The sequence below is a fragment of the Prauserella muralis genome, from assembly GCF_003202285.1.
Taxonomy (GTDB): domain Bacteria; phylum Actinomycetota; class Actinomycetes; order Mycobacteriales; family Pseudonocardiaceae; genus Prauserella_B; species Prauserella_B muralis.
This window is the reverse complement of record NZ_MASW01000005.1, coordinates 163,299-187,868: the sequence shown is the minus strand read 5'-3', so window position 1 is coordinate 187,868 and position 24,570 is coordinate 163,299. Positions and strand designations below refer to the sequence as shown.

Sequence of the window (24,570 nt, the reverse complement as noted above, 5' to 3'; positions counted from 1 at the left end):
CAGGACCCGACCTTTCCGGAGGTGCGCGATGCGGTTCGACGACCGCGCCGACGCGGGCCGCGAGCTGGGCGAACGGCTGCGGTTCCTGCGAGAACGGCATCCGATCGTGCTGGGACTTCCCCGGGGCGGTGTCGTGGTCGCCAGGGAGGTGGCCGACGCGCTCGGGGCGCCGCTGGACGCGCTGCTCGTCCGCAAGATCGGTGCGCCGCGGCAGCCGGAGCTGGCCGTCGGGGCGGTCGGCGAGGGCGGCGTGCTGGTGACCAACACCGGGCTGCAGCAACGGCTCGGGCTGTCCCACGAGGACGTCGAGGCCGCGGCCCGCCACGAGTTCGCCGAGCTGGACCGCCGCGCGGCCCGCTACCGCCGGGGCAGGCCCGCGCTCGCGGTGACCGGCCGCACGGTGGTGCTCGTCGACGACGGCGTCGCCACCGGCGCGACGGTGCGGGCGGCGCTGCGCGTCCTGCGGGCCCGCGGCGCAGGCCGGGTGGTGCTCGCCGTGCCGGTCGCGCCCGCCGACGTCCTGGAGGAGCTGGCCGCCTCCGCCGACCACACCGTGTGCCCGAACCCGCGCGTGTGGATGCGCGCCGTCGGCCACGCCTACCGCGACTTCCCCGAGGTCACCGACGCGCAGGTGATCGCGCTGCTGGACGAGGAGGCCGGGGTGACGCCCCACCGGGGCGAGGGCTGAGCGCCGGCTCGCTGCCGTCGCGCCGTCGCCCGCACGCGGGCCCGGACTGGGAGAATCGGGCACGGCCGGGGTCCGCGGCGGCCGCCGGGGACCTTGTGCCCTGTCCGCCGTCGCCGGTGGTCGCGATGACCACCGCGGTTCGAGGGAAGGAACGATGCGGATGCGCAGGCAGGCTCTGGCATGCGGGCTTGTGGTGCAGACCCGGGGTGAGGTGCTCGACAGCGCGCGGGAGTACGTGCGCAAGCAGCTGGCCGGCTTCGCGCGGCGACTGCCCGGCCGGCTGGGATCGGCCCGCGTCAAGCTCACCGCGTTCACCCGGCCCAGCGCACCGGTCCCGGCGCTGGCGCAGGCGAACCTGGAGGTCGACGGCCGCTTCGTGCGCGCGCAGGTCGCGGCGGCGTTCTTCACCGAGGCGGCCGGGCAGCTTCGTGCCCGGCTGCGCGACCAGGTGGCCCAGCTGAGCGGACCGAGGAGGGCCCGCCCGTGGACGGGCGTCGCCCCGGCAGGCCCGCTGCCGCTCGCGCGCCCCGCGGGTCAGCGGGAGATCGTGCGCCGCAAGGAGTACCGGCTCGCCGAGTGCGACCCGGACCAGGCGGCGCTGACCATGGACCTGATGGACTACGACTGCTACCTCTTCACCGACGCCGGCACCGGCGAGGACAGCGTGGTGTACCGCGTCGGCCCCACCGGATACCGGCTCGCCCGGCTCTCGTCGCCGGCGCCGCCGGCGGGCGAGCAGTCGGTGCCGCTGACCGTCAACGTCCATCCCGTGCCGGAGCTGACGCCCGCCGAGGCGGCCCGGCGGCTCGACGAGACCGACCTGCCGTTCACGTTCTTCGCCGACACCGGCTCCGGCAGGGGCTCGGTGCTCTACCGCCGCTACGACGGTCACTACGCCCAGATCGCGCCGCACTGAGCCGGCGGGTCAGCGACCGGGTACGAGCAGCACCCACACCACCCCGCCGGCAAGCGGCAGCGATGCTCCGGAGCCGGTGGTGAAGCGGGTGCCGTCGGCGGGCCGCGGCCGCGACCAGCGGGCCGGGTAGAGCGTGCCGTCGCGGAGCACCACGGCCTGGCCACTGCCGACCGTCCGCGCGACCGGGGACGCCGAACCGGCGGCGTCGGTGACCCGCCCCGGACGCACCGCCACCCGCTGCACGACCACGGACGCCGCGGTGAGGCGCCCGGACTCGGTGGAGCGTAACGGCGTCCCGTTCATCGTCACCGTCCAGCGCGCGCCGTCCCAGTCGAACCGCACCGCCGCCGCCGGATACCGCACCTCGTACGAGTCGCGAGGGGTGCCCCGGGCGGGAGCGGGGCCGAACGCCAGCACGTCGGAGACCGGCTTTCCCTCGCCGCGGGGCAGCCGGCCCGGACGCACGTACAGGTTGTGCGGAGCTCCCCGCGCGGCGTCCCTGAAGTACGCCGACGGCGCCTCCTGCGGTGAGGCGAGCACGAGTGGCGAGCGATCGAGCAGCCCGCGCAGCTGTGGCGCCTCACCGGAGAAGGCCAGGGCCGGCCGCCCGTACTGGGCGAGCAGCTCCACATCGGTCTCGCGGGCGCTGCGCACCGGCCCGGCGACGGCGGGCGGGGCCGAGTACACCGCGACCAGTCGCGTCAGCCCGCCCTCGACCGGCTCGACGTACACCACGTCCGCCGAGGCGAGCCCGGTCTGCGGACGCGCCAGGTCGACGTTGTCGATCTTCACCGCGAGACCCAGCGCCGCCCGGCCGCGCGGCGCCGCGGGCGGCGTCCGCGGGGAGTCGTCTTCTCCGAACAACAACAGCACGGCGACGAGCACCGCCACGACCGCAAGGACGGTCCCGGCGACGAGTGCGAGCCGGACGCGACGGGTGGCCACGGTCAGCTCGTGAGGTGAGCCGGCTTGTGCGTGACCGCCTCGATGTCGCCCGCCGTCGCCTCGATGAGCTGGTGCGCCAGGTCGGCCAGCGCACGGGCGACGGCGAGCTCGTCGCCGATTTCGGGCACGTCGGTGTCGCGCGGGTTGCGCCGGGCGAGGCCCCGCCCGGTGAGGTGGGTGTCCGCGCTGGTGTGCAACCGCGCCTCCGCCCTGGTCTTGTCCTCGTGCTCGTCGATGTAGATCTCGACGTGCCAGGTGGTGGTGTGAGCCGGGTGCGTCATCGTGGCCTCCTTCGTGATGTGCCACGGTCAGAATCGCGGTGGTTGCCCGGTTACCGAAGGGCCTTTCGGCCCTCCAGCGCCGGGACACCCGGGCCCCGATCGCCGGGAAGCGGCCCTGCGCCCCGCCCCGGTTCGGTAGGGTCGATCGACATGCCGCGCAGCGAGGCGACGACCCCGGACCCGACGACGCCCGCCGCGGGCTCGTCCGCACGCGGCGACGCCCCCACCGAGGCACTCGGCGGCGAGCTGCTCGGCGTGCCGAGGCTGCCGTGGTCGGAGCAGGCCGAGGTGCGGCTGCCGTTCGTGGAGGTGCCCGCGCCGCGCGAGCCGGTCACCCCGCAGCCGTCCGATCCGGAGCCCGCCCTGCGGCCCGGCGACGTCCTCGGCGGCAAGTACGAGGTGCTCGGCTGCCTGGCACACGGGGGCCTCGGCTGGGTGTATCTGGCCAGGGACCTGGAACTGGACGGCATGCACGTCGCCGTCAAGGGCATGATCGACCCGGCCGACACGCGGCTCGCCGACGCCGAGCGCCGCGTGCTGACCGCCCTGCACCACCCGAACATCGTGCGCATCTTCGGCAACGTCCGCCATGCCGACCCGTACACCGGCCAGTCCCGCGGCTACCTCGTCATGGAGTACGTCGCCGGGTTGTCCCTGCGGGAGCTGCTGCGCAGGCTCGCCGCGGGCGAGGAGGTGTTCGGCGAGCCGCTGCGGGCCGAGCACGTCATCGGCTACGCGCAGGAGCTGCTCGACGCACTGCACTACCTGCACGGCCAGGGCCTGCTCTACTGCGACCTGAAGCCGGACAACGTCATCCACGGCGGCCACCGCGTCACGCTCATCGATCTGGGCGCCACCCGCAGGGTCGGCGACGACAGCACACCGCTGGCCTTCACCCGCCGCTACCAGGTCGGCGAGGACGAGCTGCGCGACCACGGCGTCACCGTCCGCGCGGACCTGCACACCCTCGGCAGGACGCTGACCGAGCTGCTCGACGCCAGTGCCGACGCCGCGGCCCGCCCCGGCGACGGCGGCACGGGCTTCGGGGTGCGTTCGCTGCGGCACGCGCTCGACCGCGCCACCGCCGCGTTCCCGCAGCGCTTCGCCTCCGCCGCCGACATGGCCGCCACGCTCGACGGCGTGCTGCGCGAGATCCAGTCGCTGCGCGACGGCGAAGCGCGCCCCGCGCCGTCGGCCGTGTTCGCCGAGACGACCGCACTGCTCGACGCCGGGCTCGGCACCGTGCCCGCTCTCGACCGGTGGACCGCCCGGCCCGCCCGCCAGTACCGACCGCCCCTGCTCGCCCCGGGGCTGCCCTCCCCCGCCGCGGCCGCCGTGCTGCTGCCCCCGCCCCGGATCGACCAGGCCGACGTCGCCGCCGCCTTCCTCGCCGACCTGCGCTCACCCGACGCCCGCAGGCTCCTCGGCCAGCTCTCCGGCGTGCCCTGGCAGTCGGCGGAGCTTTCGCTCACCCGCTGCCGCGCCCACCTCGACCTCGCCGACCCCGCCCGCGCGTGGACCTGCCTCGCCGAGGCGGAGGCCGCGCTCGGTGACGCCGCCGAGCACGACTGGCGCCTGGCCTGGCACCGCGGCCTGGTGTCCCTCGCCGCCACCGGGCCCACCGCCGCCGAGGCCTGCTTCGACCGCGTCTACCGGGCGCTGCCCGGCGAGGCGGCACCGAAGCTCGCCCTCGGCTACTGCGCCGAGTACCAGGGCAGGGCCACCGAGGCAGCCGAGTTCTACCGCGCGGTGTGGCTGCGCGACCGGAGCCAGGCAGGTGCCGCGTTCGGGCTCGCCCGGCTGCGGCTGGCCGAGGGTGACCGGCCCGGCGCGGTGGCCGCGCTCGACCAGGTCCCCGATGTGTCCCTGCACGCCGCGGCGGCCCGGATCGCGGCGGTGCGCGTGCTCGCCGGGCGGCTGCCCGCGGGCCTGCCGTCGGTCGAGGACCTGCGCCAGGCGTTCGACCGCCTGCCGACCTTGTCGCTCGACGACGAGGAGACCCCCGGCTGGGGCCCCACCCGCGACCGGCTGACCACCGAGGTACGGGAGGTGGCGCTGGAGAAGGCTGGGCAGCTGCGGCAGCAGCAGCGCGAACGCAGGCTGCGGCTGCTGCTCGAGCAGTCGTTCCACGCCCTGACCCGGCAGGCGCGCGACCCGGACAGCCACGGGGTGCTGATCGACCTCGCCCACGCGGTACGGCCGAGGACGCGGTTGTGAGGCACGGAATCGCCGCGCAGCTCGGCACCGCCCTGCTCGCCACCGTCCGGGTGGGTGAGGGCCGCAGCACCACCGGGCGGCGGCTGCGGCTGCTGCGCGGCTGGCTGCTCGTCGGCGTCGCCCTGGTCGCGGTGACGTCGTTCGCCGCGTTCACCGGGGTCCGCGACACCGTCGAGACGGCACGGGCGCAGGCGGTGCCCGCGATCCTCGGCTCCGCCTCCGCCTACGAGTCGCTGGTGCGGGCCAACACGGCGGCGGTGCTGGCGCTCGACGACGGCCCTGCACGGCTGGGCGGCTCCGGTGAGCTCGCGCAGACCCAGCTCGGCGTGGCCGGGCAGAGCCTCGCGCAGGCGGGCGAGCACAACGCGGCGGGTCCCGTGAGCCGCCGCGAGCTCCAGCTGGTGCAGGGACTGCTCGCGTCCTACACGAGCTGGATGGCGCAGGCGGACGTGCGATACCGCTCCGGCGACGAGTCGGTGGCCGCCGCGACCGACGTCTGGTACGCCGCGCAGCTGCTGCACGGCTCCGACGGCATGCTGGCGCACCTGAGCAGGCTGCGCGCCGCGCAGCTGGACGCGCTCGACCGGCAGCTCGCCACCGGCTGGACGCACCCGGCCACGGTCGCGGTGTGGGTGGTGCCGGTGCTCGTGCTGGGCGCGGCGCTCGTCGCCGTGCAGCTGTACTTCCGCCGGCGTTTCCGCCGCACGCTGAACCCGCATCTGCTGGCGGCGACCGGGTTGCTCCTCGCCGTCGCCACGCTCACCGCGCTCACGCTGCCCGCGCAGGCCCAGGCGCAGGCCGGGGCGGTGCAGCTGCGGGAGGACGTCGGAGCCTGGCAGCAGCGGGTCCAGTCCTCGACCGCCGCCGACCGGCGCCTCGTCGCCGCACTGGTCACCGGCCGGTGCTGGAGCATCGGCTGCGGCCCGGCCGTCGCCGAGTTCGCCGCCACACCGAGCGGATCGGCTCCGCCGCGCGCCTCGGCGGCCGAGCACGACCTGACCGTCGCGGGCGAGCGGGCCGACAGCGCCCTCGCCGCGGCACTGTGGCCGTCGATGCTGCGCTGGCTGATCGTGCTGTGCTCGGCGGGCCTCGCCGCCCTGGTGGTGACCGGCTTCCAGGCGCGGATCAACGAGTACCGGTTTCACCTGACATGAGACCGGGACGCAGGCGGCCGGGGCGGGCACTGCTGCTGGTGCTCGCCGCGCTGGCGACGCTGACGACCGGCTGCGGCACCGCGGGGGCGGTGACGATCATCGGGCCGTGGACGGGTGCCGAGGGCGCGGCGTTCCGGGAGATACTGGAGCAGTTCCGCCGCCAGACGGGCATCGCCTACGACTACCACGGCACCCGCTCGCTCAGCGCGGTGCTCGCAGTCGACGTGCGCGGTGGGACGCCACCGGATGTCGCGGTGCTGCCCAGTCCCAACGAGCTGGTGAACTACCAGCGGCAGGGCGCACTGTCCGATGTGGCCGAGCTGGCGGACACGCTGCGCCGCTCCTACAGTCCACAGTGGCTGCAGCTGGCCCAGGCCGGCACGGGACGGCCCTACGCGGTGGTGGTGAAGGCGACGCTCAAGGGCATGGTCTGGTACAACCCCGCGATGCTGCAGGGCCCGGCACCCGCCACCTGGTCACAGCTGGTGCGCCTCACGCGCACCCACGCCGCCGAGGGACGGACGCCGTGGTGCCTCGGCATGGGAGCCATGGCGGCGTCCGGGTTCCCCGGCACCGACTGGATCGAGGACATCCTGCTGCGCAGGGCGGGCCCGCGGGTCTACCAGCGCTGGGCCGCCGGTGAGCTGCCCTGGACCGCGCCCGAGGTGCGCGCCGCGTGGGAGGCGTGGGGCGAGCTGGTGCTCGCCGAGGGCGCCGTGCACGGCGGCCGCGGTGGTGCGCTGCTCACCGACTTCACCGAGGCCAACGACACGATGTTCGCCGACCCGCCGGGCTGCTTCCTCGAGCACCAGGGCTCGTCGGTGGTGAGCGACTACCGGAAGGCGGGCGCGCGGCTGGCGTTCTTCCCCACCCCCGGCCCCACGGCGGGCACCGCACGGGCGTGGGAGGTGTCGGCCGACCTGGCCACGATGTTCCGGAGCACGCCGCAGGCGAGAGAGTTGATGCGCTTCCTCGCCTCCGACGACGCCCAGCGGCTCTGGCCACGGGCCGAGCAGGGCGCGGTGTTCACCGTCAACAGGGCGGTGTCGGCCGCCGCGCAGACCGACCGCGTGAGCCGGTCCGTCGCCAGGATCCTCACCACGGCCGACGTGCTCTGCTACGACGCCAGCGACCTGATGCCGCCCGCCATGACGAACGCGTTCCACCGCGCCGTGCTCGGCTACCTGGCCGAGCCGGGCGCGCTGGAGGAGATCCTGGCGGACCTGGAGCGCGTCCGGCTCGGCGTCCCGCCGCAGGACTGGGCGGGCTTCGCCTGCGGCCGCTGAGCCCTACGCGACGCCGCCGGTCACGGTGAGCTCGCGCAGGCTGCCGATGTTGTCGAACGAGCCGAAGCCGACCCGCCCCGCCGACAGCGTCCTGTCGACGGCGGTCATCAACGGATGCCGCATGTCGTCGACGTAGACGGCGATCTCGCCGGTGGCGGCGCAGTGCGTGACGCGCGCGTGGTGCCATTGGGTGTCGCTCACGGCCGGGGCGGCGCCGCGTGAACGGCGGGCGTCCCACTGGTCGTCGATGCGCAGCCGGTCGGCGTCGTCCACCACGAAGATCCCGTTGTGGGGGTAGATCGTGTTGTCGCTCGACAGGTGTGCGTAGTAGAACCGCGTGTCGGACTGGTGGCCGAACACGAGCACCACGTCGCGGTTGCTGACCTCCACCGGCGTGTCGAGGCGCACCTCGGCGTCCACGCGCACGGAGGTGTACTCCGGGCCGGTGGTGAGCACCGCGTACTCGAAGGGCCTGCGGGGCCCCGGCCGGGGCGTGCCCGCCTCGGCGAGGACGACCTCCCGCCCGGGGAAACGCCACTTGGCCGGGGTGACCGGTGCCCAGTCCGTCGCCGCGGTGACGTCGCCGACCGTCGCGCCGGAGGGCCTGCACCCGGCGAAGGGCCTGGTGCCGGTGATCTTCCAGACCGTGCCGTTGGCCTTCGACAGCAGGTAGAGCTCGCCCTCGGCGTCGCGGCCGAGGCGCAGGTCGACTCGGCTGTCCCCGGCCAGTTCGGCCGTGCTCGTCCAGCGCTGGGTGTCCTGGTCGTAGATCTTGAGCGTGTGGATGGTCGCGGGCTCGGCGCCGCGGCGCATCCGTGCCGCCTCGGTGTAGAACACGCGGCCGTCCACCAGGTCGGCGAACAGGTACTTGCCGCGCAGCTGCGGCACCGCCTCGCCCCGGTAGACGAAGCCACCGCTGATGGCGCGGCCCACGTCGCCGTCGCAGTTCCAGCCCGCGGGCGGGTTGTGGTCGTACTGCGCCACGGGATAGACGTAGCCGTACTGTTCGTCGTCGGCGGGCAGCGGGTACAGGCGGCAGCGGTCGGCACGGTCGTAGCGGAACGTGCCCTCCCGCTCGCTCCAGCCGAGGTTGTCCCCGGAGCGGACCTCGTAGACCGCCTCGATGGCGTGCTGGCCGATGTGGGCGAGGAACATCCGGTTGCCCGCCTGCGGATCCCAGCTGAACCGGTGGGGATCGCGCATGCCGTAGGCGAAGATCTCGCCGAGGGCGCCGGGGGTGTCCGTGAACGGGTTGGCCGCCGGGATCCCGTAGCTGCCGGTGGGCCCGTCGTCGCCCGCGGGGTCGATGCGCAGGATCTTGCCGTGCGGTGTGGACAGTTCCTGCGGTTCGGTGCTGGACACGCCGAGGCCGCCATCGCCGACGGCGACGTAGAGCAGGCCGTGGTCGGTGTCGCCGGGGCGTGCGGTCGGGTTGAAGCCGATCTGCTGGATGCCGTGGATCTGCGTCGCGAAGCCGAGCCGCAGCACCTCTCTGCGGCTGCCGTGGAAGACGTCGGCCGCGGGATCGTCGGCGGTCCATTCGGTGACGACCCCGTGGAACCGGGTGCCCGGCTGCCCCGGGTGGGTCGTCGGGGTGGCGAGGGCGGCACCGGACTCGGTGTGCACCGTGTAGAAGATCCCGTTGCGCGCGAACCCGGGGTGGAAGGTGACGAACCCGAAGCCCTGCCCCAGGCCCCTGCCGGAGAAGAAGTCCGGGAAGGAGGCCTTGACGTCGAGGTAGGCCCGGGGCCGGCGGTCGGCGCCGAGCAGGTACAGCGAGCCGTTGAGGTCGGGAACGTAGGTGCGCCCGGAGCCGTCGGGCAGTTCGCCGAGGTGGTTGATGCGGGCGTGCCGCATCAGGCGGGGGTCGGTGGGCGCGGGCGTCGGCTCGGACTTGGGGAACCGGGCGAACTCCGTCACGGTCAGTCCCAGGCCGGAGGTCACCGGGTCGTGCGGGATCGGGTCCAGGATCGGCCCGTCGTCCCGGGCCGCCGCCTGGACACCGGGAACCAGCGCCGCGACCAGGGCGCCGATCACGAGCAAGGACCATCGCGGCTTCGACATCACGCTCACCCTTGAGTCAGAGTTCCGGCCGGCAGGAGAAAGCGCTTTCCGTGAAAGCGCTTGCAGACTGTACCCGTCCGGGTGGCCGCAGGGCAAGCACCCGCCTCACCGGCGGCCGCGTCCGCCACGCACGTCGGTGTGTTGGCCACCCACGTGACGCGGGCGGCCAACACACCGGCACCGGCGGCCAGCACGCCGAGGGCTCTCGCGCTGCTCAGCCGAGCGAGTCCAGGTGCGCCCGCACCGGGCCGGAGAACGACCGGCCGTCCGCGACGTCCCAGTTCACCGACCACGTCATGACACCGCTCAGGCCGGGCACCGGCTGCGCGGGCACGTAGGAACCGCACCGCTGCCCCCTGGTGAGGCAGTCGAGCGCCGCGGTGACGACGTCCGGCGCGACGTAGCCGCTGCCCGCCGCCGACGGGCTCGCGGGCAGGCCCAGCGACACCTGCTCCGGCCGCAGGTGCTCCAGCAGGATGCAGGCCTGCGCGGTGATGAAGTCGACGCTGCCCTGGTGGACGACCTGGCCGTGGCAGCCGTTCATCGACCCGGAGTTGTAGTACTGGGTGTGCACGACGGTGACGAGATCGGCGACCTGGTCGATGAGCCGCAGGTACGTGCCGCCCGGCTGCACGTCGAGCGTCTGCGGCGCCATGGTGAGCAGGAAGTCCTCCCCCAGCCGCTCGCGCAGCTGCCGGATCGCGCTGGCCACGTTGCCGACGTCGAAGCCGTGCTCCAGGTCCACGTCCAGCCCCTGGATGCCGTACTCCCCGGCGATGGCGGCGAACGAGTCGACGAAGTTGCTCACGGCGGCGGGACTCGAGAAGTCGACGTTGCCGCGCTCGCCGCCGATGGAGAGCACCACCGAGGTGCCCGCGGCCTTCTTGGCCGCGATGTCGGCGGCGAGGTCGGCGTCGGTGTAGCCGCCGAGCGCGTTCGAGAGGCCGGGATCGACGCCGAACGTCACCGCCCCCGGCCGCGCCGGGTCGGCCTCGGCGAACGCGAGCGCGATGACGTCGTAGGCGTCCGGCACGTCGGCCACCCGCAACGGGGTGGCGCCGTTGACGAAGTTCTGCCAGTACCCGGTGAGCTGCTTGCCCGGCAGTGCCGCGGCCCCGGGTTCGTGTGGTTGCTGGTGTTGCTGTCGGTCCTGCGCCGCGGTCGCGGTGCCGGTGAGCACGAGTGCCGCGCCGGCGAGCACGGCCGCGGCGAGGCTGAACAGTCGGGTCATCGGGATCTCCGTGTGCCTCAGAAGGGGGTGAGGGTGACCGTGATCGAGGTGGGCTGCGGGTCCTCGACGTAGGAGGCGAACCCGCCCACGTCGTCGAAGGCGAAGCCGTAGGCGCGCCCGTCGACGGTCGCCGAGTGGGCGATGCGGGCGTAGTGGTTGGTCACCGGGTTGCGGTAGAAGGCGGCTGGGTCGGTGCCGGGCTGGGTGCCCGGCTCGTGCAGGATCGAGCGGTTGAAGCCCGCGCCGAGCACGGCGGCGACCGGGCCGGTCAGCCCGTCGTTGGGTGCGGCGAGGGCGCCGTCGCAGAAGAACACGTCCCGGGTCGACGGCCGCGGGATGGGCCTGGTGGCCTCGCCGGTGTCCTTGGTGAACACGAAGTGCCCGCTGCCGTCGACGTGGCCGGTGTAGCCGCCGCCCTCGGTCTGGATCCGCAGGTCGGTCCCGCGGTAGCGGTTCCACACCTGGTCGATGTAGGCGTCGAAGTAGTCGCGGCGGAAGCGGCCCGCGTCGAGGCCGTGCCCTGGCGCGATCACCCGCACGTCGTCCACCACAAGGGAGCCGAAGTCCTGCTGCGCGGCCACGTCGGCGAAGATCCGTGCCCGGCCACCGGGCGCGAGGGTGCCCGTGGTCTGCGAGCGGGCGCCGTCGAGCCGGATGGCCAGCGGCACGCTGAACTGGTCGACCATCGTCGTGTTGCAGTACATGCCAGGCCGCAGGTCGGGCGTGCCCGGCGCGACGTGGGTGAACTCCACGAAGTCGTGCAGCACGCCGAAGTTCGGGTCCGACTCGACCCAGCCCGCCGGGTACTGCAGGGCGGGCCTGCCGTTGCCGTCGGCGACGGCCTTGAACTTGAGCTTGCTGCCCAGTGCGAAGTAGACGCGGCCGGACATGGTGGGCAGGTGCAGGGTGGTGGCGCCGCTCGCGGCGAGCGGCATGGCGTAGTCGGTGTAGCCGTCGGAACCGTTGTCGGACACCGAGACCGGCACGGCCGTGCCGTCGGGTGTCGCTCTGCATTGGACGTTGTTCACGAGGTCGGTGCCGACCACGTACACCCAGATCGAGTCGTTGGCGAACTCACCGGAGTCGTTGACGATCGTCAGCGAGAGGGGTGCGGGCGCTGCCGTCCGCGCCCACGCCGTCGCGGCGGGCACGGTCAGCGCGGTGGCCCCCAGGCCGGCGAGGAAGGTTCTGCGGCGAAGCATGGTATGGACCCTTCGTCGGCGAACTGGTCCAAACCAATATGGCGAACCCGGCCGCGCGGCCGCAAGGGTTACGCGAAAACTTGTCGCGTTTTGTCAGTGACTATCCCCCGCACCCACCTCGCGAGTCCTGCACTCCTGCCCGCGAGTCCTGCACTCCTGCCCGCGAGTTCTGCGCTCGGGTTCACCTGCACTGCCATCCCGGCCGGAACCGCGACCCGGTGCTCTCGCGTCCGGCGCGTGGCAGCCGTGTCTCCCCAATGTGGCATTGGTGGCGTTGAACGCCACCAATGCCACATTGGGGAGATGGCGACGGGACCACGGGACGCGTGCGAATCGGGATTCCGTGCGCGCCGCGCGCGCACCTGCCCGCACATCTGGCGGACCTGAGCGCAGAACTCGCGGACCTGAGCGCAGAACTCGCGGACCTGGGTGCAGGACTCGCGGGCCTGAGTGCAGGACTCGCGGGCCTGAGTGCAGGACTCGCGGGCGAGGGCCCTCAGGAGCGGCTGCGGACCTGTTCGGCGAGGCGGTGTTCGGCATCGGCGCCGGGCCGCACCCGCGGAACGCGCAGCACGAGCGCGACTCCGGCCAGCCACCACGCGCCGACGATGATCCACTCGGCGGGCCAGATCAGCTCGGCGGGCATGCCGGGCAGGAACAGCACACCGGTGCCCAGGCTCAGCAGCACCGCCAGCACGCCGGTGGTCCGTCCGGCCCGGACCCGGAACGGCCTCGGCATGCTCGGCTCGCGGCGGCGCAGCGCCAGGAAGCTCAGCGCCACCAGCAGGTAGGCCACGATGATGCTGAGACTGCCCGCGTCCACCAGCCACACCAGCATCTGCCTGCCGAACAGCGGCGCCAGGACCGACAGCGCCCCGATGAACAGCACCGCGTTGGCCGGCGTGCCGAACCGGGGGTGGATCCGGCCGAACCAGCGCGGCAGCATGCCCGAGGACGCCATCGCGAACAGCAGCCTGCTCGCGCCGAGCATGAACCCGTTCCAACTGGTCAGGATGCCCGCGATGCCGCCGAGGACCAGCACGGTGCCCATCGCGGGGCTGCCCCACAGCGCGGACATGGCATCGGCCGTCGGCAGTTCGGCGTCGGCCCGCCGCCCGTGGGCCAGCCCGGAGCCGACCGTCACCATGATCATCACGTACCACGCGACCGCGAGGCCGACCGAGATCACCAGCAGCGTGCCGATGCGCCGGGGCGGCAGGTTGATCTCCCCTGCCGACTGCGGGATGACGTCGAAGCCGACGAACAGGAACGGCGTGGCCACGAGCACGAGCAGCACACCGGAGACACCGCCGGAGAACAGCGGCTCCAGGTTGGCCGCCGAGCCGCCGGTGACCGAGCCGACGGTCAGCAGCACACCGACGGCGAGCAGGAACAGCACGGCGATGGTCTGGAACACGGCCGCGGGCCGCACGCCCACGTAGTTGAGCACCGTGATGATGACCGCGCCCGCGACGCCGACCGCCACCCAGCTCGCGTACACGTCGTAGCCCGCGATCGACCACATGCGGCCCACCGGCAGCTCGGGCACCAGGTAGAGCAGCGTCTGCGGCAGCGCCACGGCCTCGAACGCCACGACCGACACGTACCCCAGCACCAGCGTCCACGACGTGATGAACGCGGGCCGCGCGCCGAGCGCCCGCAGGGCGTAGTTGTGCTCGCCGCCCGCCTCGGGCATGGCCGAGACCAGCTCCGCGTACGTCAGGCCGACCAGGCCCACCACCACGCCGCCGAGCACGAACGCCAGCGCCGCGCCGAGGCTGCCCGCGTCCTCCAGGAAGCCGCCGGTGAGCACGATCCACCCGAAGCCGATCATGGCGCCGAACGCGATCGCCACCACGTCGAGCCTGCCGAGCACGCGGACGAAGCCGCCATCGCCGGAACCGGGCCGGGCCATTCCTCACTCCCTTCGGCGCTGCGCGGAGATCAACTGATACTGAAGACCGCCGCGCCGCACGTCAAGAGCACGAACCCGGTCAATCCACGCGGAGTTCGAAGTGGACCGTACGCCCGGTCCTGGCGCGCAGCACGCGATGGAACAACGGTACGACGACCCCGTGCAGCACGGGGTACTTCCGGCGCAGCACCGCCGCGGCGTGCCGGTGCTCCGCACCGTCGAGCCGCCGCATGCGGGCGGTGACCGGCTGCCCCGTGATCCGCTTGCCCGACCAGTTCGACGGCGCGATCTCCACCTGCGGGTTGCGCCGCAGCCGTTTGGTCTTGAGCGAGTTCTCGAAGCTGCGGACGAAGGCGTGGTCGCCCTCCACCGCGATGCTCACCGGGCTGCTGCCGGGCCTGCCGTCCTTGCGGTAGGTGGTGATGCTGATCGTCTTCTGCCGTACGAACGGCGCCAGCTCGGCGACGGTGGCCGTGCCCACCACCCCCGGGACCAGCCCGAGCAGCCGCAGTCGCAGCCCGAGCGCCACGGCGACCAGCACCGAAAGGACGCCGAGCGCCCACGGCTGGTAGAGGCTGCCGCCGTGGTCGAGGTCGACCACATGGTTCACCACGTGCACCGTGTTGCCGACAAGGAACGCGGCCAGCACGGTGGCCAGCGCGTCCGACCAGATGAGGCCGAGCAGCAGGCCCGCGCCCAGGCCCAGCTGGAACGCGCCGATGTCGTGCAGGAAGTGGACGTGCTCGTCGAACCCGGCGAACGCCGCGAACGAGCCGGTGTCGGCCAGCGCCCACACCCCGGCCACCACGGTCGCCAGCCCGGCCAGCGCGGTGATCGCGGTCACCGCGGCCTGCCGCGCCGTGTGCTGCTGTGTCATGGTCGCCGTCATCATCGTGCCTCCCCGGCTCTCGCTGCCATGTCCGACCGGGTGACGAGACCGAGGCGCCGAACGTGACAGCGCCGGGTCTACGCGTCGAGCGCCGCGAGGTAGGCGGCGCCTCGCGGGGAGATCCGGTAGCCGACGTCCAGGCTGTGGGTGAGGCCGAGTTGCTTCAGCTTGCGGATGTCGAGCTTGAGCCGGTCGCGGTCGCGCCCCAGCGAGGCGGCCAGCTCGGCGGCCCTCCGCCCGGGCTGGGCCGCGATCAGGCGCAGCACGTCGTGGGTCCACGGCCCGTGTGCGGACCGCCGGTCGAGGCGGCCGAGGCGGTCGGCGATCGCGGCGACGTCGGCCGGGGTGAGCGTGTCGTCGGCGCTGAGAGCCACGCGCGGGTCGGGCCCCGCCCAGCTGAGTTCGATCCGGAAGACGGGGTCGGACGCGTCGCCACGCAACGCCGCCAGGACGGCGCCCGCGGACGACGCACCCGCCCTGGCGGCGTCGGTGTCGGTGATCGCGGCGGGATCGACGGTGGTGACCGCGCCGATGGCGATGACTCCGGCCGGTGTCGTCAGGGTGTCGCCCTGCCGCACGTTCTGTCTCGCCCAGCGGCGGAACGCGAGGGTGACGGTGCCGCGGGCGACGCCGCGGGCGACGGCGGCCGGAAGGATCACGGCGCCACCGCCGTCCGGCGGCGGGTGTGCAGCACCGAGAACACCCCGACCGCGAGCATCAGCACCGCGGCGCCGGTGGCGAGCCAGCCGTACGACCACAGGGCCACCACCAGACCCGCCAGCGAGCCGCCGATCGCCGCGGAGCCGTTCATGACGAGGTCCGAGACACCCTGCGCGGCGGTGCGGGTCCGCTCCGGTACCGACTCGGACAGCAGCGCCGATCCCGCGACCAGCCCGCATGACCAGCCCAGCCCGAGCAGGAACAGGCCGATGCCGAGCCGGACCGCGTCGTGGCCGGGTGCCGTCGCGCTGACCACGCCCGCGGCGGCAGTGATCAGCGTGCCCGCGACGATCACCGGCAGCCGCCCCGCCCGGTCGGCGAGGTAGCCGGTGAGCGGTGAGAACCCGTACATGCCGAGGATGTGCACGCTGATGACGAACCCGATGAGCGACAGCGACACGTCGTGGTGCATGTGCACCGGCGTCATCACCATCACCGAGACCATCGCCACGTGGGAGGAGGCGATGGCGCACAGGCCGACGAGCGCCCGTGGCCGCACCACGATGTCGCGCAGCGACGCGACGACACCGCCGCCGTCGGGGCCGGGCCGCGTACCGCCGGCAGGGCCGGCCGCGCTCAGCCGCAGCGGGTCGGGCCGCAGCAGCACGAACAGCACGCCCGCGGCCGCGGTGAACGCGACGACGGTGACGAGGAAGGGGCCGGTGAGGGCGGGAAGACCGAGCGCGACGCCGAGCCTGCCTGCCGGGTCGGTGAGGTTGGGCCCGAGCACGGAGCCCACGGTCGTGGCCCACACGACCACCGACAGGGCCCGCGCCGTCCGCTCCGGCACGGCCAGGTCGGTGGCGCCGTAGCGGGCCTGCAGCCCGGCCGCGGTCGCGGCGCCGAAGAGCACCAGCCCGGCCAGCAGCAGCGGGAGCCAGCGTGCCGTCGAGGCGAGCACGACGAGTGCGGCGCCGAGCGCGCCGGTCAGCAGCCCGCTGACCAGGCCCGCACGCCTGCCGTGCCTGCGCGTGAGCCACGCCAGCGGGACCGCGGCCAGCGCGGCACCGAGCACGCCGCAGGTCTGGGCGAGCCCGGCGACGGCCTCGGTGCCCGCGACGTCCGCGGCGATCAGGCCGCCGACGGCCACGCCGATGGCGACGCCCAGCCCGCCGAGCACCTGCGCGATCGACAGCACCACGATCGTCCTGCGCTGGACGGCCGCGCGGCCGTCGACCGTGCTGCCGGTTGCGGTCATGGCCGGGAGCCAGCCGTGCTGACCGCCCCGGCGAGGCCGGTGACGAGCCGCTCCAGAACCGGCCGGGGCGTGGCGAAGTTGAGCCGCGCGTGCCCGCGCCCCGGCTCGCCGCATTCCGGCCCGTCCACGAGCACGACACCGGCACGTTCGTGGAGGACGGCGCCCGGGTGGTCGCCCAGCCCGAGGCCGGTGAAGTCCAGCCAGGCGAGGTAGGTGCCCTCGGGCATCGTGTACCCGACGCCGGGAAGGTGCTCGGCCAGCAGCGTCGCGAGCAGGCGCCGGTTGCCGTCGAGGTAGCCGAGCACGTCGTCGAGCCAGGCCCGTCCGGCCGTGTAGGCGGCGATGCCGGCGATCACGCCCAGCGTGCTGGCGCCGTGGGTGGCCAGTGACCCGGTCTCGGCGAAGCGAGCCGCGTCGCCGGGGTTGGTGAGGATCAGCTGGGCGCACTTGAGGCCGGGCAGGTTCCACGCCTTCGACGCCGACGTCGCCGTCACCGCATGGCGCGCCGCGGCGTCGGAGACCGAGGCGTAGGGCACGTGCCGGTGGCCGGGATAGGTCAGCGGCGCGTGGATCTCGTCGGCGAACACGTGGCCGCCGTGCCGCTCGACCACGTCGGCGACGGCGGCGAGTTCGGACTCGGTGAACACCCGCCCGACCGGGTTCCACGGGTTGCACAACACGAGCAGGTCGCCGCCTGCGCGGAAGGCGGCGCCGAGGGCGTCGAGGTCGAGTTCGTAGGCGTCGCCGGCGCGGGCCATCGGCACCTGGATGAGGTCCCGGCCGAGCAGCGCGGGCGCGGTGAGAAACGGCATGTAGGCCGGCGTCGGCAGGATCAGCGGGCGCCCGGGCGGCGAGCGCAGGTCGAGGGCGACCTCGAGGCCCTTGAGCACGTCGGGCAGCGGGTGGATCCACTCGGCGGCGGGGTTCCAGCCGTACCGCTCGGCGTGCCAGGCGGCGCAGGCCAGGGCCAGGTCGTCGGACAGCCGCCGCGGCAGGTAGCCGAACGCTGCCCGCTCCACCGCCTCGCGCAGCGCGTCGCGCACGGCGGGCGCGGTGCCGAAGTCCATCTCGGCGATGAAGGCGCCGAGAGCGTCGCCGTGCGAGGTCCACTTGACGCTGCCGCCCGCGCGCAGCTCCTCGACGGTCACCGTGTCGAAGGGATGTTCCGGCCGGGTCACCGGGCTCCTTTCCGCGGCGCGCCCGCGCGCCGCCCGCCTGATCGTGGCATCCGGCGTGGCGGTGTCACAACCGGTTTGGGCCCGGTCGTACGCGGTCCGGCCCGGCGCCGGCTGCCGGTACCATCCGGCGCCGGGCGGCCGACGCCACGGCCGGACGTCGCGAAGGGAGGTGAGCCGGGTGTCCACACCGGACGATCGGTCCGGAGGCCTGCCCCGGTCCGGGCTGGCGCCGGCCTCGGTGGCCATCGCCGCCGTGGGTCTCGTGCTCGCCGTCTCCACGTGGGTGGCGTGGCTGCTGGTGCTGCCCGGGTTCCGGGACGCGCAGCCCTACGGCTGGATCACGGTGGTGTTCGCGCTCGTGCTGGGCGCGCTGTGGTTCGCGGTGCTGCCGGTCGGCGTCCTCGCGATCGTGTTCGGCGCGCTGGCGCTGCGCCGCGGCCCGCTCACCGGGCTCGCCCGGCTCGGCATCGGCGTCGGCGCGCTGGCGCTGCTGGTGGCGCTGGGCGGTGTGGCGGCGTTCGTGCTCGACGCGACGGATGTCCCTGTCGGCCCCCGCGGGCCCATGTGACGATGACGCGCATGCTGACCGAGGAGCAGTACCTCTACTTCACCGACCGCGCGCTCGACGGCATGGCCGAGGTGCTCACCGGGCTGGGTGATGACCTGGCCAACACGCGGCCCGGCCTGCCCGGCGCCAACTCGCCGTACGCCATCGTCACGCACTGCCTCGGCGTGGCGGAGTACTGGGCGGGTCATCTGGTCGCCGGCCGCACCGTGCACCGGGACCGCGACGCCGAGTTCACCGCCACCGGCCCGGTGGAGGAGCTGGTGCGGCGGGTGGCGGCAGCCAAGGCCCAGCTGCGGGCCGATGTCGCCGCCGCCGACGCCGCCGCGCCGCTGCGGCACGAGCCGCCCCCGGCCTACCGTGACGCCGTGCCCGGCACCACCCAGGCGGGCGCCCTGCAGCACGTGTACGAGGAGCTGGCCCAGCACCGCGGCCACCTGGAGCTCACCAGGGACGTCCTCGTCGCCACGGCGGCGCGGCCGCGGCCCTGACGCGGCGGCAGGCCGCGGCCGGGACGATCACCGGCTCCCGGGGGCGGACCGGCGCCGGAACAGCACGCCCGCCAGCGGGACGGCCACCAGCGTGAGGCCACCCCACCACGCCACGGCGAGCCAGGCGCTGTCGCCGACGGGCTGGTCGAGAAACAGTGCCCGCACCGCGTCGACCATCGGCGTCACCGGCTGGTTCTCGGCGATCACCCGCAGGGCCTCCGGCATGGTGCCGGGCGGGACGAACGCACTGCTGACGTAGGGAACGAACACCAGGGGCATGGACAGGCCGCTGGCGCCCTCCACCGTCTTCGCGAGCACGCCGAGCAGCACGGCGATCCACGACACGCCCAGCGTGAACAGCACGAGCAGGCCCAGTGCCGCGAGCCACTGCCCCGGCCCCGCGACCGGGCGGAAGCCCGCCAGCAGCCCGACGCCGACCATCACCGCGATCGAGACGAGGTTGCGCGCCAGCGAGGCGGCGACATGCCCGACGAGCACGGCAGGGCTGGACACGGGCATGGACCGGAAGCGTTCGACGATCCCCTCCAGCATGTCGCCTGCCACCGCCACGCTCGTGGCCGTCGCGTTGAACGTGACGCTCACCGCGATGTTGCCCGCGATCACGTAGTTGACATAGGACATTCCCCCGGTGGCGATCGCGCCGCCGAAGAGGTAGCGGAACATCAGCAGCAGCATCGTCGGCAGGAACAGCATCAGCATCAGCTGCTCGGGACTGCGGGTGATGTGCCGCAGGCTGCGGCCGACGAGGGCACCGGCGTTGGACAGCGCCCAGCGCGCCTCGCCCGCGCGCGTCACCGGGGTGTTCACGGTGTTCACGGTGTTCACTGCCCACCTCCCGCGTGCGCTCCGGTGAGGGTGAGGAAGACGTCGTCGAGCGTGGGCTTCTCCACGCCGAGCCGGTCGGGATCGACGCCGCGTTCGGCGAGCAGGTCGAGGATCCGCCGCACGTCCTTGGGGTGCTCGACCGCGACACTGACCCGCAGGGCGCGCTCGTCGGCACGCGGGCCGTCCTGGCCGAGGATCTCCCGTGCCAGGTGGAACGCGCCCGGGTCGGCGAAGGCCAGCTCCAGCAGCTCCGCGCCCACCTGCTGCTTCAGCCGTGCCGGGGTGCCGTCGGCCACGATGCGGCCGCCGTCGACGACGGCGACCCGGTCGGCGAGCTGGTCGGCCTCCTCCAGGTACTGCGTCGTCAGCAGGACCGTCACCCCGCCGGTGAGCAGCTCGCGCACGGTCTCCCACACGGCGTTGCGGCTGCGCGGGTCGAGCCCGGTGGTCGGCTCGTCGAGGAACAGCACGGGCGGTGCGGCGATGAGGCTGATGGCGAGGTCGAGCCTGCGCCGCATGCCTCCCGAGTAGGTCTTGGCCTGCCGGGATGCCGCCTCGGCGAGGCCGAACCGCTCGAGCAGCTCCGTGGCCCTGCTCCGTGCCGCACGGCCGGGCAGCCGGAACAGCCTGCCCATCAGCACGAGGTTCTCGTAGCCGGTCAGCAGCCCGTCGACGGCCGTGTGCTGACCGGTGACGCCGATGGACCTGCGGACGGCGCCCGCCTGCCGCTCGACGTCGAAGCCGTGGACGCGCGCCGTGCCGGCGTCCGGCCGGAGCAGCGTGCTCAGGATGCGCACGGTCGTGGTCTTGCCCGCGCCGTTGGGCCCGAGCAGCGCCAGCATGCTGCCGCGCTCCACTCTCAGGTCGATGCCGTCCAGCACCGGGACGGAACCGTAGGCCTTGCGCAGCCCCGTCACTTCGATCGCGTGTTCGCCGTTCACCACATCTCCATAACTGCGTATCTCCTACACTGTTTTGTGTAAGTGATACACAGTTTTAGGATGGTCGTCAAGCACGACGAACGAGGAGCTGATGGCGGACGCGAACGACCCCCGGGCACGGCTGGAGTTGCTGGAGCTGCTGTGGCGCGGCGGGCAGAGGCCGAGCAGAGGCCCGAAACCCAAGCTGACTCTCGACCAGATCGCGCAGGCGGCGATCTCCCTCGCCGACGCCGAAGGCCTCGACGCGCTGTCCATGCAGCGGGTGGCCACGGAGCTGGGCTACACGACGATGTCGCTGTACCGCTACGTCTCCGGCAAGGACCAGCTGGTCGAGCTCATGACCGACAAGGCAGCCGGCGATCCGCCGCCCTACACCGGAGACCCGGCCGACTGGCGCGCCGAGCTGGAGGCCTGGGTGCACGCGCTGTGGGAGCTGTACCTGCGCCATCCGTGGACGCTGCGGGCACAGCTCAGCACACCGCCGGCGGGCCCCCACCAGCTCGCGTGGTTCGAGGCGGCGCTGCGGCCGCTGACCCGCGCCGGGCTGACCGGAGGCGACGCCATCTCGGCGACCCTGTTGCTCCTGGCCGCCGTCCGCCAGTTCGCGGGATTCGCCGTCGACATGACGGCCGGGCGCGCCAGGGCGGGCCTCACCACCGAGGAGTCCGAGGCGGGCTACGACGCCGCCCTGCGCGAGTTCGTCGATCCGGACCGCTATCCGGCGCTCACCGCGCTGATCGGCGACGGCGTGTTCCAGCCCACCGGCCTTCCGGACAGCGGCATCGGCCTCGATCTCGACTTCGGGGTGCACCGCGTCCTCGACGGGATCGAGTCCTACGTCCGCGCGCGCAGGGAACAAGGCCCCTAGGGGAACCCGTCCGAGCGCGGGACAGTCCCAGCCACGATGTCGAATTCGCGGCGCCGCGTTCGACGTAGGGGTATCGGACCGGAAAGGGGCCTGCCATGTTCGCCACGAGCCACCGATCACTGGCCATGCTCCGCGCGGTCGCCGCCGGCCGGGCCCAGTTGCGCTGCAGCAGTGAGCCCGACCTGTTCATCGACGGCGTGCCGTGCTGCGACCAGTACACCGCCCACCACCTGACCCACGAGGGCCTGGTCCGGCCCTCGGGACCCGGGCCGGTCGGCACGCTGGTGCCGGCGGTGCTGACCGCCTCCGGCGAGGCGCTGCTGCGCGCGCCCGCGCTCGCCGCCTGAGCGGCGCCCGGCCCCGAGGTGAGACCCCGGACACACCTGGGGCCGTTCGTTGTCGATTCCCGCGCGTCCCGTTCGCCGTCTTTCGGCAAGGGCGCCACCCGGCGCCACCGAGCACGACGGCAAAGGACCCGACATGCGCACACTGATGGTGACCGCGTTCCTCTCCCTGGACGGGGTGGTCCAGTCCCCCGGCGGCCCCGGCGAGGACCGCGACGGCGGCTTCGAGCACGGCGGCTGGGCCGTTCCGTATCTGCGCGAGGAGGCGGTACGGCTCATGACCGACGTGGTCGGCAGGGCCGGTGCCCTGCTGCTGGGCCGCCGCACCTACGACATCTTCGCCGCCTCGTGGCCGCTGGCCGGCCCCGCCGACCCGATCGGCGCCAGGATGAACGCCCTGCCGAAGTACGTCGCCTCCCGCTCCCCGCGCGAGCTGACCTGGTCCGGCGCGACACTGCTGACCGGAGACCTCGGCACAGCCGTCGGCAGGCTCAAGCGGGACGGCGAGGGCGAGCTCCAGGTGCACGGCAGCGGCGAGCTGGTGCAGACCCTGCTCGGCCACGACCTCGTCGACGAGCTGCACCTGCTGACGCTGCCCGTCCTCGTCGGTGGCGGCAAGCGCCTGTTCGGGGCGGGCACCCTGCCCGCCGCCTTCGCCCTGCGCGACTGCACCGCCCTCGGCACCGGAGCCGTCGTCGCCCGCTACTGCCGGGCGGGCGAGCTGGGCTACGGTGCGATGGGACCGGAGACGGGCAACTGGTGAGCGAGCGGGACGAGGGAACGGGGCCGGCGATGCCGCAGTACGCGATCCTGATCTACGAGGCCGAACTCCCCGGCGACGTGGCCGACATCCCGCCGGAGGTCATGGAGGCCAACCTCAGCGCGGGCGAGAAGATCGCCGCCATGGGCGCGCGGGTCGTCCACGAACAGGCCCTGCAGCCGCGTGCCACCGCCCGCACGATCCACAAGGACGGGCTGGTCACCGACGGGCCGTTCCTGGAGAGCAAGGAGGTGCTCGCCGGGTTCTTCGTGGTGGAGGCCGCCGACCTCGAGCAGGCCATCGCCATCGGCACGCTGCTGCCCATCATGGACGGCGCCGTCGAGGTGCGGCCGCTGCTCGAGGAATGACGACCCTCCGGCAGGCCCTGGAGCAGGCGCACCGTCGCGAGTGGACGGCGGTGCTCGCCGCGACGGTGCGCCTCACCCGCGACCTCGACCTTGCCGAGGAGTGCGTCCAGGACGCCTACGCCGCCGCGCTCGAGGAGTGGGGCCGCGGCGGCGTGCCGGCGAAGCCCGGCGCCTGGCTCACCACGGTGGCCCGGCACAACGCGCTCGACGCGCTGCGCAGGGCCAGGACGCTGCGGTCGAAGCTGCGCCTGCTCGTCGAGCCGGTGCCCGCCGAGCAGGCAGGCACCGGCCAGGTGGTCGCCGACGACCGGCTGCGGCTGGTGCTGCTGTGCTGCCACCCGGCGTTGACCCGGGAGGCCCAGGTGGCGCTCACGCTGCGACTGGCCTGCGGTGTGGCCACCGCCGACATCGCCGCGGCGTTCCTGGTGCCCGAGCCGACCATGGCGGCCAGGATCACCCGGGCCAAGAAGAAGATCGCGGCCGCGCGCATCCCGTTCCGGCTGCCGCCGCGGGAGGAGCTGCCCGCCCGGCTCGACGCGGCGCTGACCGTCGTGCATCTGCTGTTCACCACCGGGCACACGGCGCGGGCCGGGCCCGCGCTCACCAGGGCCGACCTCGCCACGCGGGCGCTGGACCTGGCGCGGCTGCTGCACGCGCTGCTGCCCGCCGAACGCGAGGTGGCCGGCCTGCTCGCGCTGCTGCTGGCCAACCACGCCCGCCGCGCCACCCGCACGGACGCGGACGGCCGCCTGCTGCCGCTGGAGGATCAGGACCGCTCCGCCTGGGACGCGCACGACATCGCCGAGGCCGACGAGCTGGTGGTGCGGGCGCTGCGGGGCGGCCGACCCGGCCGGTTCGGACTGCAGGGCGCCATCGCGACGCTGCACGCCGCCGCACCCACCTACGCCGACACCGACTGGCCGCAGATCCTGGTGGTCTACGACGCGCTGCTGGCCGTGTGGCCGTCGCCGGTGGTCGCGCTCAACCGGGCCGTGGCGGTGGCGATGGTCCGTGGCGCCGAGGCCGCGCTCGCCGAGGTGGCGGAGCTGGAGCGGGACGGGCGGCTGGCGGCCTACCGGTACCTGCCCGCGGTCAAGGCCGACCTGCTGCGCAGGCTGGACCGCCGGGACGAGGCCGCGCTGGCGTACCGGCGGGCGCTGGACCTCGGCGGCACCGAACCCGAGCGGGCGTTTCTGACGGGCAGGCTCACCGAGCTGGGCCACGCGGAAACCGGACGCCGGGCCTGAGGCGCGAATCACACGGCGGTGCCCGCCCTTTTCTTTCACGGCATTGCTAACGGCGAGAAACCAAAAAAGGCGGAGCTGACGAAGGAAACGCCCACCGGTCTGCGCTTTCTTCCAGAAAGAAACAAATGCGCCATCCGGCCGCATCGTCCCACGCAGGCCAGGAAATACGGGACACGGTGGACCCGAGCGGCACCGTTCTGTCACGATCGGATTCGCTGGCGAGCAATTCACCCGGCGGGTGAGGTTATCAACGACA

Annotated in this window: 24 protein-coding genes; 12 read left to right on the top strand and 12 right to left on the bottom strand. The window is 73.7% G+C overall.

The window, feature by feature from the left end:
• Positions 1-28 precede the first annotated feature (28 nt).
• Both BAY60_RS21570 and BAY60_RS21565 read left to right on the top strand, forming a co-directional pair.
• Positions 29-688 (top strand): phosphoribosyltransferase, encoded by a 660-nt coding sequence (locus BAY60_RS21570; RefSeq protein WP_112282874.1) that lies wholly within the window; start codon positions 29-31, stop codon positions 686-688.
• A gap of 160 nt (positions 689-848) precedes the next feature.
• Complete coding sequence (locus BAY60_RS21565; protein ID WP_112282873.1) at positions 849-1,604, top strand: sigma 54 modulation/S30EA ribosomal C-terminal domain-containing protein; 756 nt, start codon at positions 849-851, stop codon at positions 1,602-1,604.
• 9 nt (positions 1,605-1,613) lie between these two features.
• Here the strand turns inward: BAY60_RS21565 and BAY60_RS21560 are convergent, their stop codons facing one another.
• Positions 1,614-2,549, bottom strand: a complete 936-nt coding sequence (locus BAY60_RS21560; RefSeq protein ID WP_245992739.1) for a DUF3048 domain-containing protein — start codon at positions 2,547-2,549, stop codon at positions 1,614-1,616.
• A 2-nt stretch (positions 2,550-2,551) separates the two neighbouring features.
• Positions 2,552-2,830 carry a DUF1876 domain-containing protein gene (locus tag BAY60_RS21555; RefSeq protein WP_112282872.1) on the bottom strand — a complete coding sequence of 93 codons (279 nt, stop codon included), beginning with the start codon at positions 2,828-2,830 and terminating at the stop codon, positions 2,552-2,554.
• A gap of 150 nt (positions 2,831-2,980) precedes the next feature.
• Between BAY60_RS21555 and BAY60_RS21550 the strand changes: the two genes are divergently transcribed.
• From BAY60_RS21550 to BAY60_RS21540, 3 genes are read left to right on the top strand one after another with little or no spacing between them, the layout of a single operon-like run.
• Positions 2,981-5,047, top strand: a complete 2,067-nt coding sequence (locus tag BAY60_RS21550) for a tetratricopeptide repeat protein (protein ID WP_112282871.1) — start codon at positions 2,981-2,983, stop codon at positions 5,045-5,047.
• Positions 5,044-6,201, top strand: coding sequence for a hypothetical protein (locus tag BAY60_RS21545; protein WP_112282870.1), 1,158 nt, complete (start codon positions 5,044-5,046; stop codon positions 6,199-6,201). The genes BAY60_RS21550 and BAY60_RS21545 overlap by 4 nt, the downstream gene beginning before the upstream one ends.
• Positions 6,198-7,487, top strand: a complete 1,290-nt coding sequence (locus tag BAY60_RS21540) for an ABC transporter substrate-binding protein (RefSeq protein WP_112282869.1) — start codon at positions 6,198-6,200, stop codon at positions 7,485-7,487. Before BAY60_RS21545 ends, BAY60_RS21540 begins: the two co-directional genes overlap by 4 nt.
• 3 nt (positions 7,488-7,490) lie before the next feature.
• Here the strand turns inward: BAY60_RS21540 and BAY60_RS21535 are convergent, their stop codons facing one another.
• From BAY60_RS21535 to BAY60_RS21500, 8 genes are all read right to left on the bottom strand, one after another.
• Positions 7,491-9,551: a PQQ-dependent sugar dehydrogenase gene (locus BAY60_RS21535; RefSeq protein WP_112282868.1), complete on the bottom strand. Its 2,061-nt coding sequence runs from the start codon at positions 9,549-9,551 to the stop codon at positions 7,491-7,493.
• Between the two features lie 214 nt (positions 9,552-9,765).
• Positions 9,766-10,782 (bottom strand): chitinase, encoded by a 1,017-nt coding sequence (locus BAY60_RS21530; RefSeq protein WP_112282867.1) that lies wholly within the window; start codon positions 10,780-10,782, stop codon positions 9,766-9,768.
• A 17-nt stretch (positions 10,783-10,799) separates the two neighbouring features.
• Positions 10,800-11,984, bottom strand: a complete 1,185-nt coding sequence (locus BAY60_RS21525) for a beta-1,3-glucanase family protein (RefSeq protein ID WP_112282866.1) — start codon at positions 11,982-11,984, stop codon at positions 10,800-10,802.
• 496 nt (positions 11,985-12,480) lie between these two features.
• The gene (locus BAY60_RS21520; RefSeq protein ID WP_112282865.1) at positions 12,481-13,899 is read right to left on the bottom strand and encodes an APC family permease; all 1,419 of its coding nucleotides are present in this window, start codon (positions 13,897-13,899) and stop codon (positions 12,481-12,483) included.
• A 79-nt stretch (positions 13,900-13,978) separates the two neighbouring features.
• Positions 13,979-14,791: a PPOX class F420-dependent oxidoreductase gene (locus BAY60_RS21515; RefSeq protein ID WP_245992738.1), complete on the bottom strand. Its 813-nt coding sequence runs from the start codon at positions 14,789-14,791 to the stop codon at positions 13,979-13,981.
• Between the two features lie 74 nt (positions 14,792-14,865).
• Complete coding sequence (locus tag BAY60_RS21510) at positions 14,866-15,447, bottom strand: hypothetical protein (RefSeq protein ID WP_112282864.1); 582 nt, start codon at positions 15,445-15,447, stop codon at positions 14,866-14,868.
• Positions 15,444-16,706, bottom strand: a complete 1,263-nt coding sequence (locus BAY60_RS21505; RefSeq protein ID WP_112282863.1) for an MFS transporter — start codon at positions 16,704-16,706, stop codon at positions 15,444-15,446. The genes BAY60_RS21510 and BAY60_RS21505 overlap by 4 nt, the downstream gene beginning before the upstream one ends.
• A complete protein-coding gene (locus BAY60_RS21500) occupies positions 16,703-17,884 on the bottom strand; it encodes a MalY/PatB family protein (RefSeq protein ID WP_245992737.1) in 1,182 nt (393 codons plus the stop codon). Before BAY60_RS21500 ends, BAY60_RS21505 begins: the two co-directional genes overlap by 4 nt.
• A gap of 178 nt (positions 17,885-18,062) precedes the next feature.
• On the opposite strand from BAY60_RS21500, the gene BAY60_RS21495 reads away from it, so the two are divergent.
• Together BAY60_RS21495 and BAY60_RS21490 are read left to right on the top strand one after the other, a co-directional pair.
• Entirely contained in the window at positions 18,063-18,452 is a 390-nt protein-coding gene (locus tag BAY60_RS21495) for a hypothetical protein (RefSeq protein ID WP_112282861.1), read from the top strand.
• A gap of 2 nt (positions 18,453-18,454) precedes the next feature.
• Positions 18,455-18,940, top strand: coding sequence for a mycothiol transferase (locus tag BAY60_RS21490; protein ID WP_245992736.1), 486 nt, complete (start codon positions 18,455-18,457; stop codon positions 18,938-18,940).
• Between the two features lie 27 nt (positions 18,941-18,967).
• On the opposite strand, the gene BAY60_RS21485 is transcribed toward BAY60_RS21490, so the two are convergent.
• The gene (locus tag BAY60_RS21485) at positions 18,968-19,786 is read right to left on the bottom strand and encodes an ABC transporter permease (protein WP_245992735.1); all 819 of its coding nucleotides are present in this window, start codon (positions 19,784-19,786) and stop codon (positions 18,968-18,970) included.
• Positions 19,783-20,730, bottom strand: a complete 948-nt coding sequence (locus BAY60_RS21480) for an ATP-binding cassette domain-containing protein (RefSeq protein ID WP_211330415.1) — start codon at positions 20,728-20,730, stop codon at positions 19,783-19,785. Before BAY60_RS21480 ends, BAY60_RS21485 begins: the two co-directional genes overlap by 4 nt.
• Before the next feature lie 88 nt (positions 20,731-20,818).
• On the opposite strand from BAY60_RS21480, the gene BAY60_RS21475 reads away from it, so the two are divergent.
• From BAY60_RS21475 to BAY60_RS21455, 5 genes are all read left to right on the top strand, one after another.
• Positions 20,819-21,595 carry a TetR/AcrR family transcriptional regulator gene (locus BAY60_RS21475; RefSeq protein ID WP_112282859.1) on the top strand — a complete coding sequence of 259 codons (777 nt, stop codon included), beginning with the start codon at positions 20,819-20,821 and terminating at the stop codon, positions 21,593-21,595.
• Positions 21,596-21,690: 95 nt separating this feature from the next.
• Positions 21,691-21,942, top strand: coding sequence for a hypothetical protein (locus BAY60_RS21470; RefSeq protein WP_170160501.1), 252 nt, complete (start codon positions 21,691-21,693; stop codon positions 21,940-21,942).
• 133 nt (positions 21,943-22,075) lie between these two features.
• Positions 22,076-22,702: a dihydrofolate reductase family protein gene (locus BAY60_RS21465; RefSeq protein ID WP_112282858.1), complete on the top strand. Its 627-nt coding sequence runs from the start codon at positions 22,076-22,078 to the stop codon at positions 22,700-22,702.
• A complete protein-coding gene (locus BAY60_RS21460; RefSeq protein WP_245992734.1) occupies positions 22,699-23,067 on the top strand; it encodes a YciI family protein in 369 nt (122 codons plus the stop codon). The genes BAY60_RS21465 and BAY60_RS21460 overlap by 4 nt, the downstream gene beginning before the upstream one ends.
• On the top strand, positions 23,064-24,314 hold the full coding sequence (locus BAY60_RS21455) for an RNA polymerase sigma factor (protein WP_112282857.1): 1,251 nt from the start codon (positions 23,064-23,066) through the stop codon (positions 24,312-24,314). Before BAY60_RS21460 ends, BAY60_RS21455 begins: the two co-directional genes overlap by 4 nt.
• Positions 24,315-24,570: the final 256 nt, after the last annotated feature.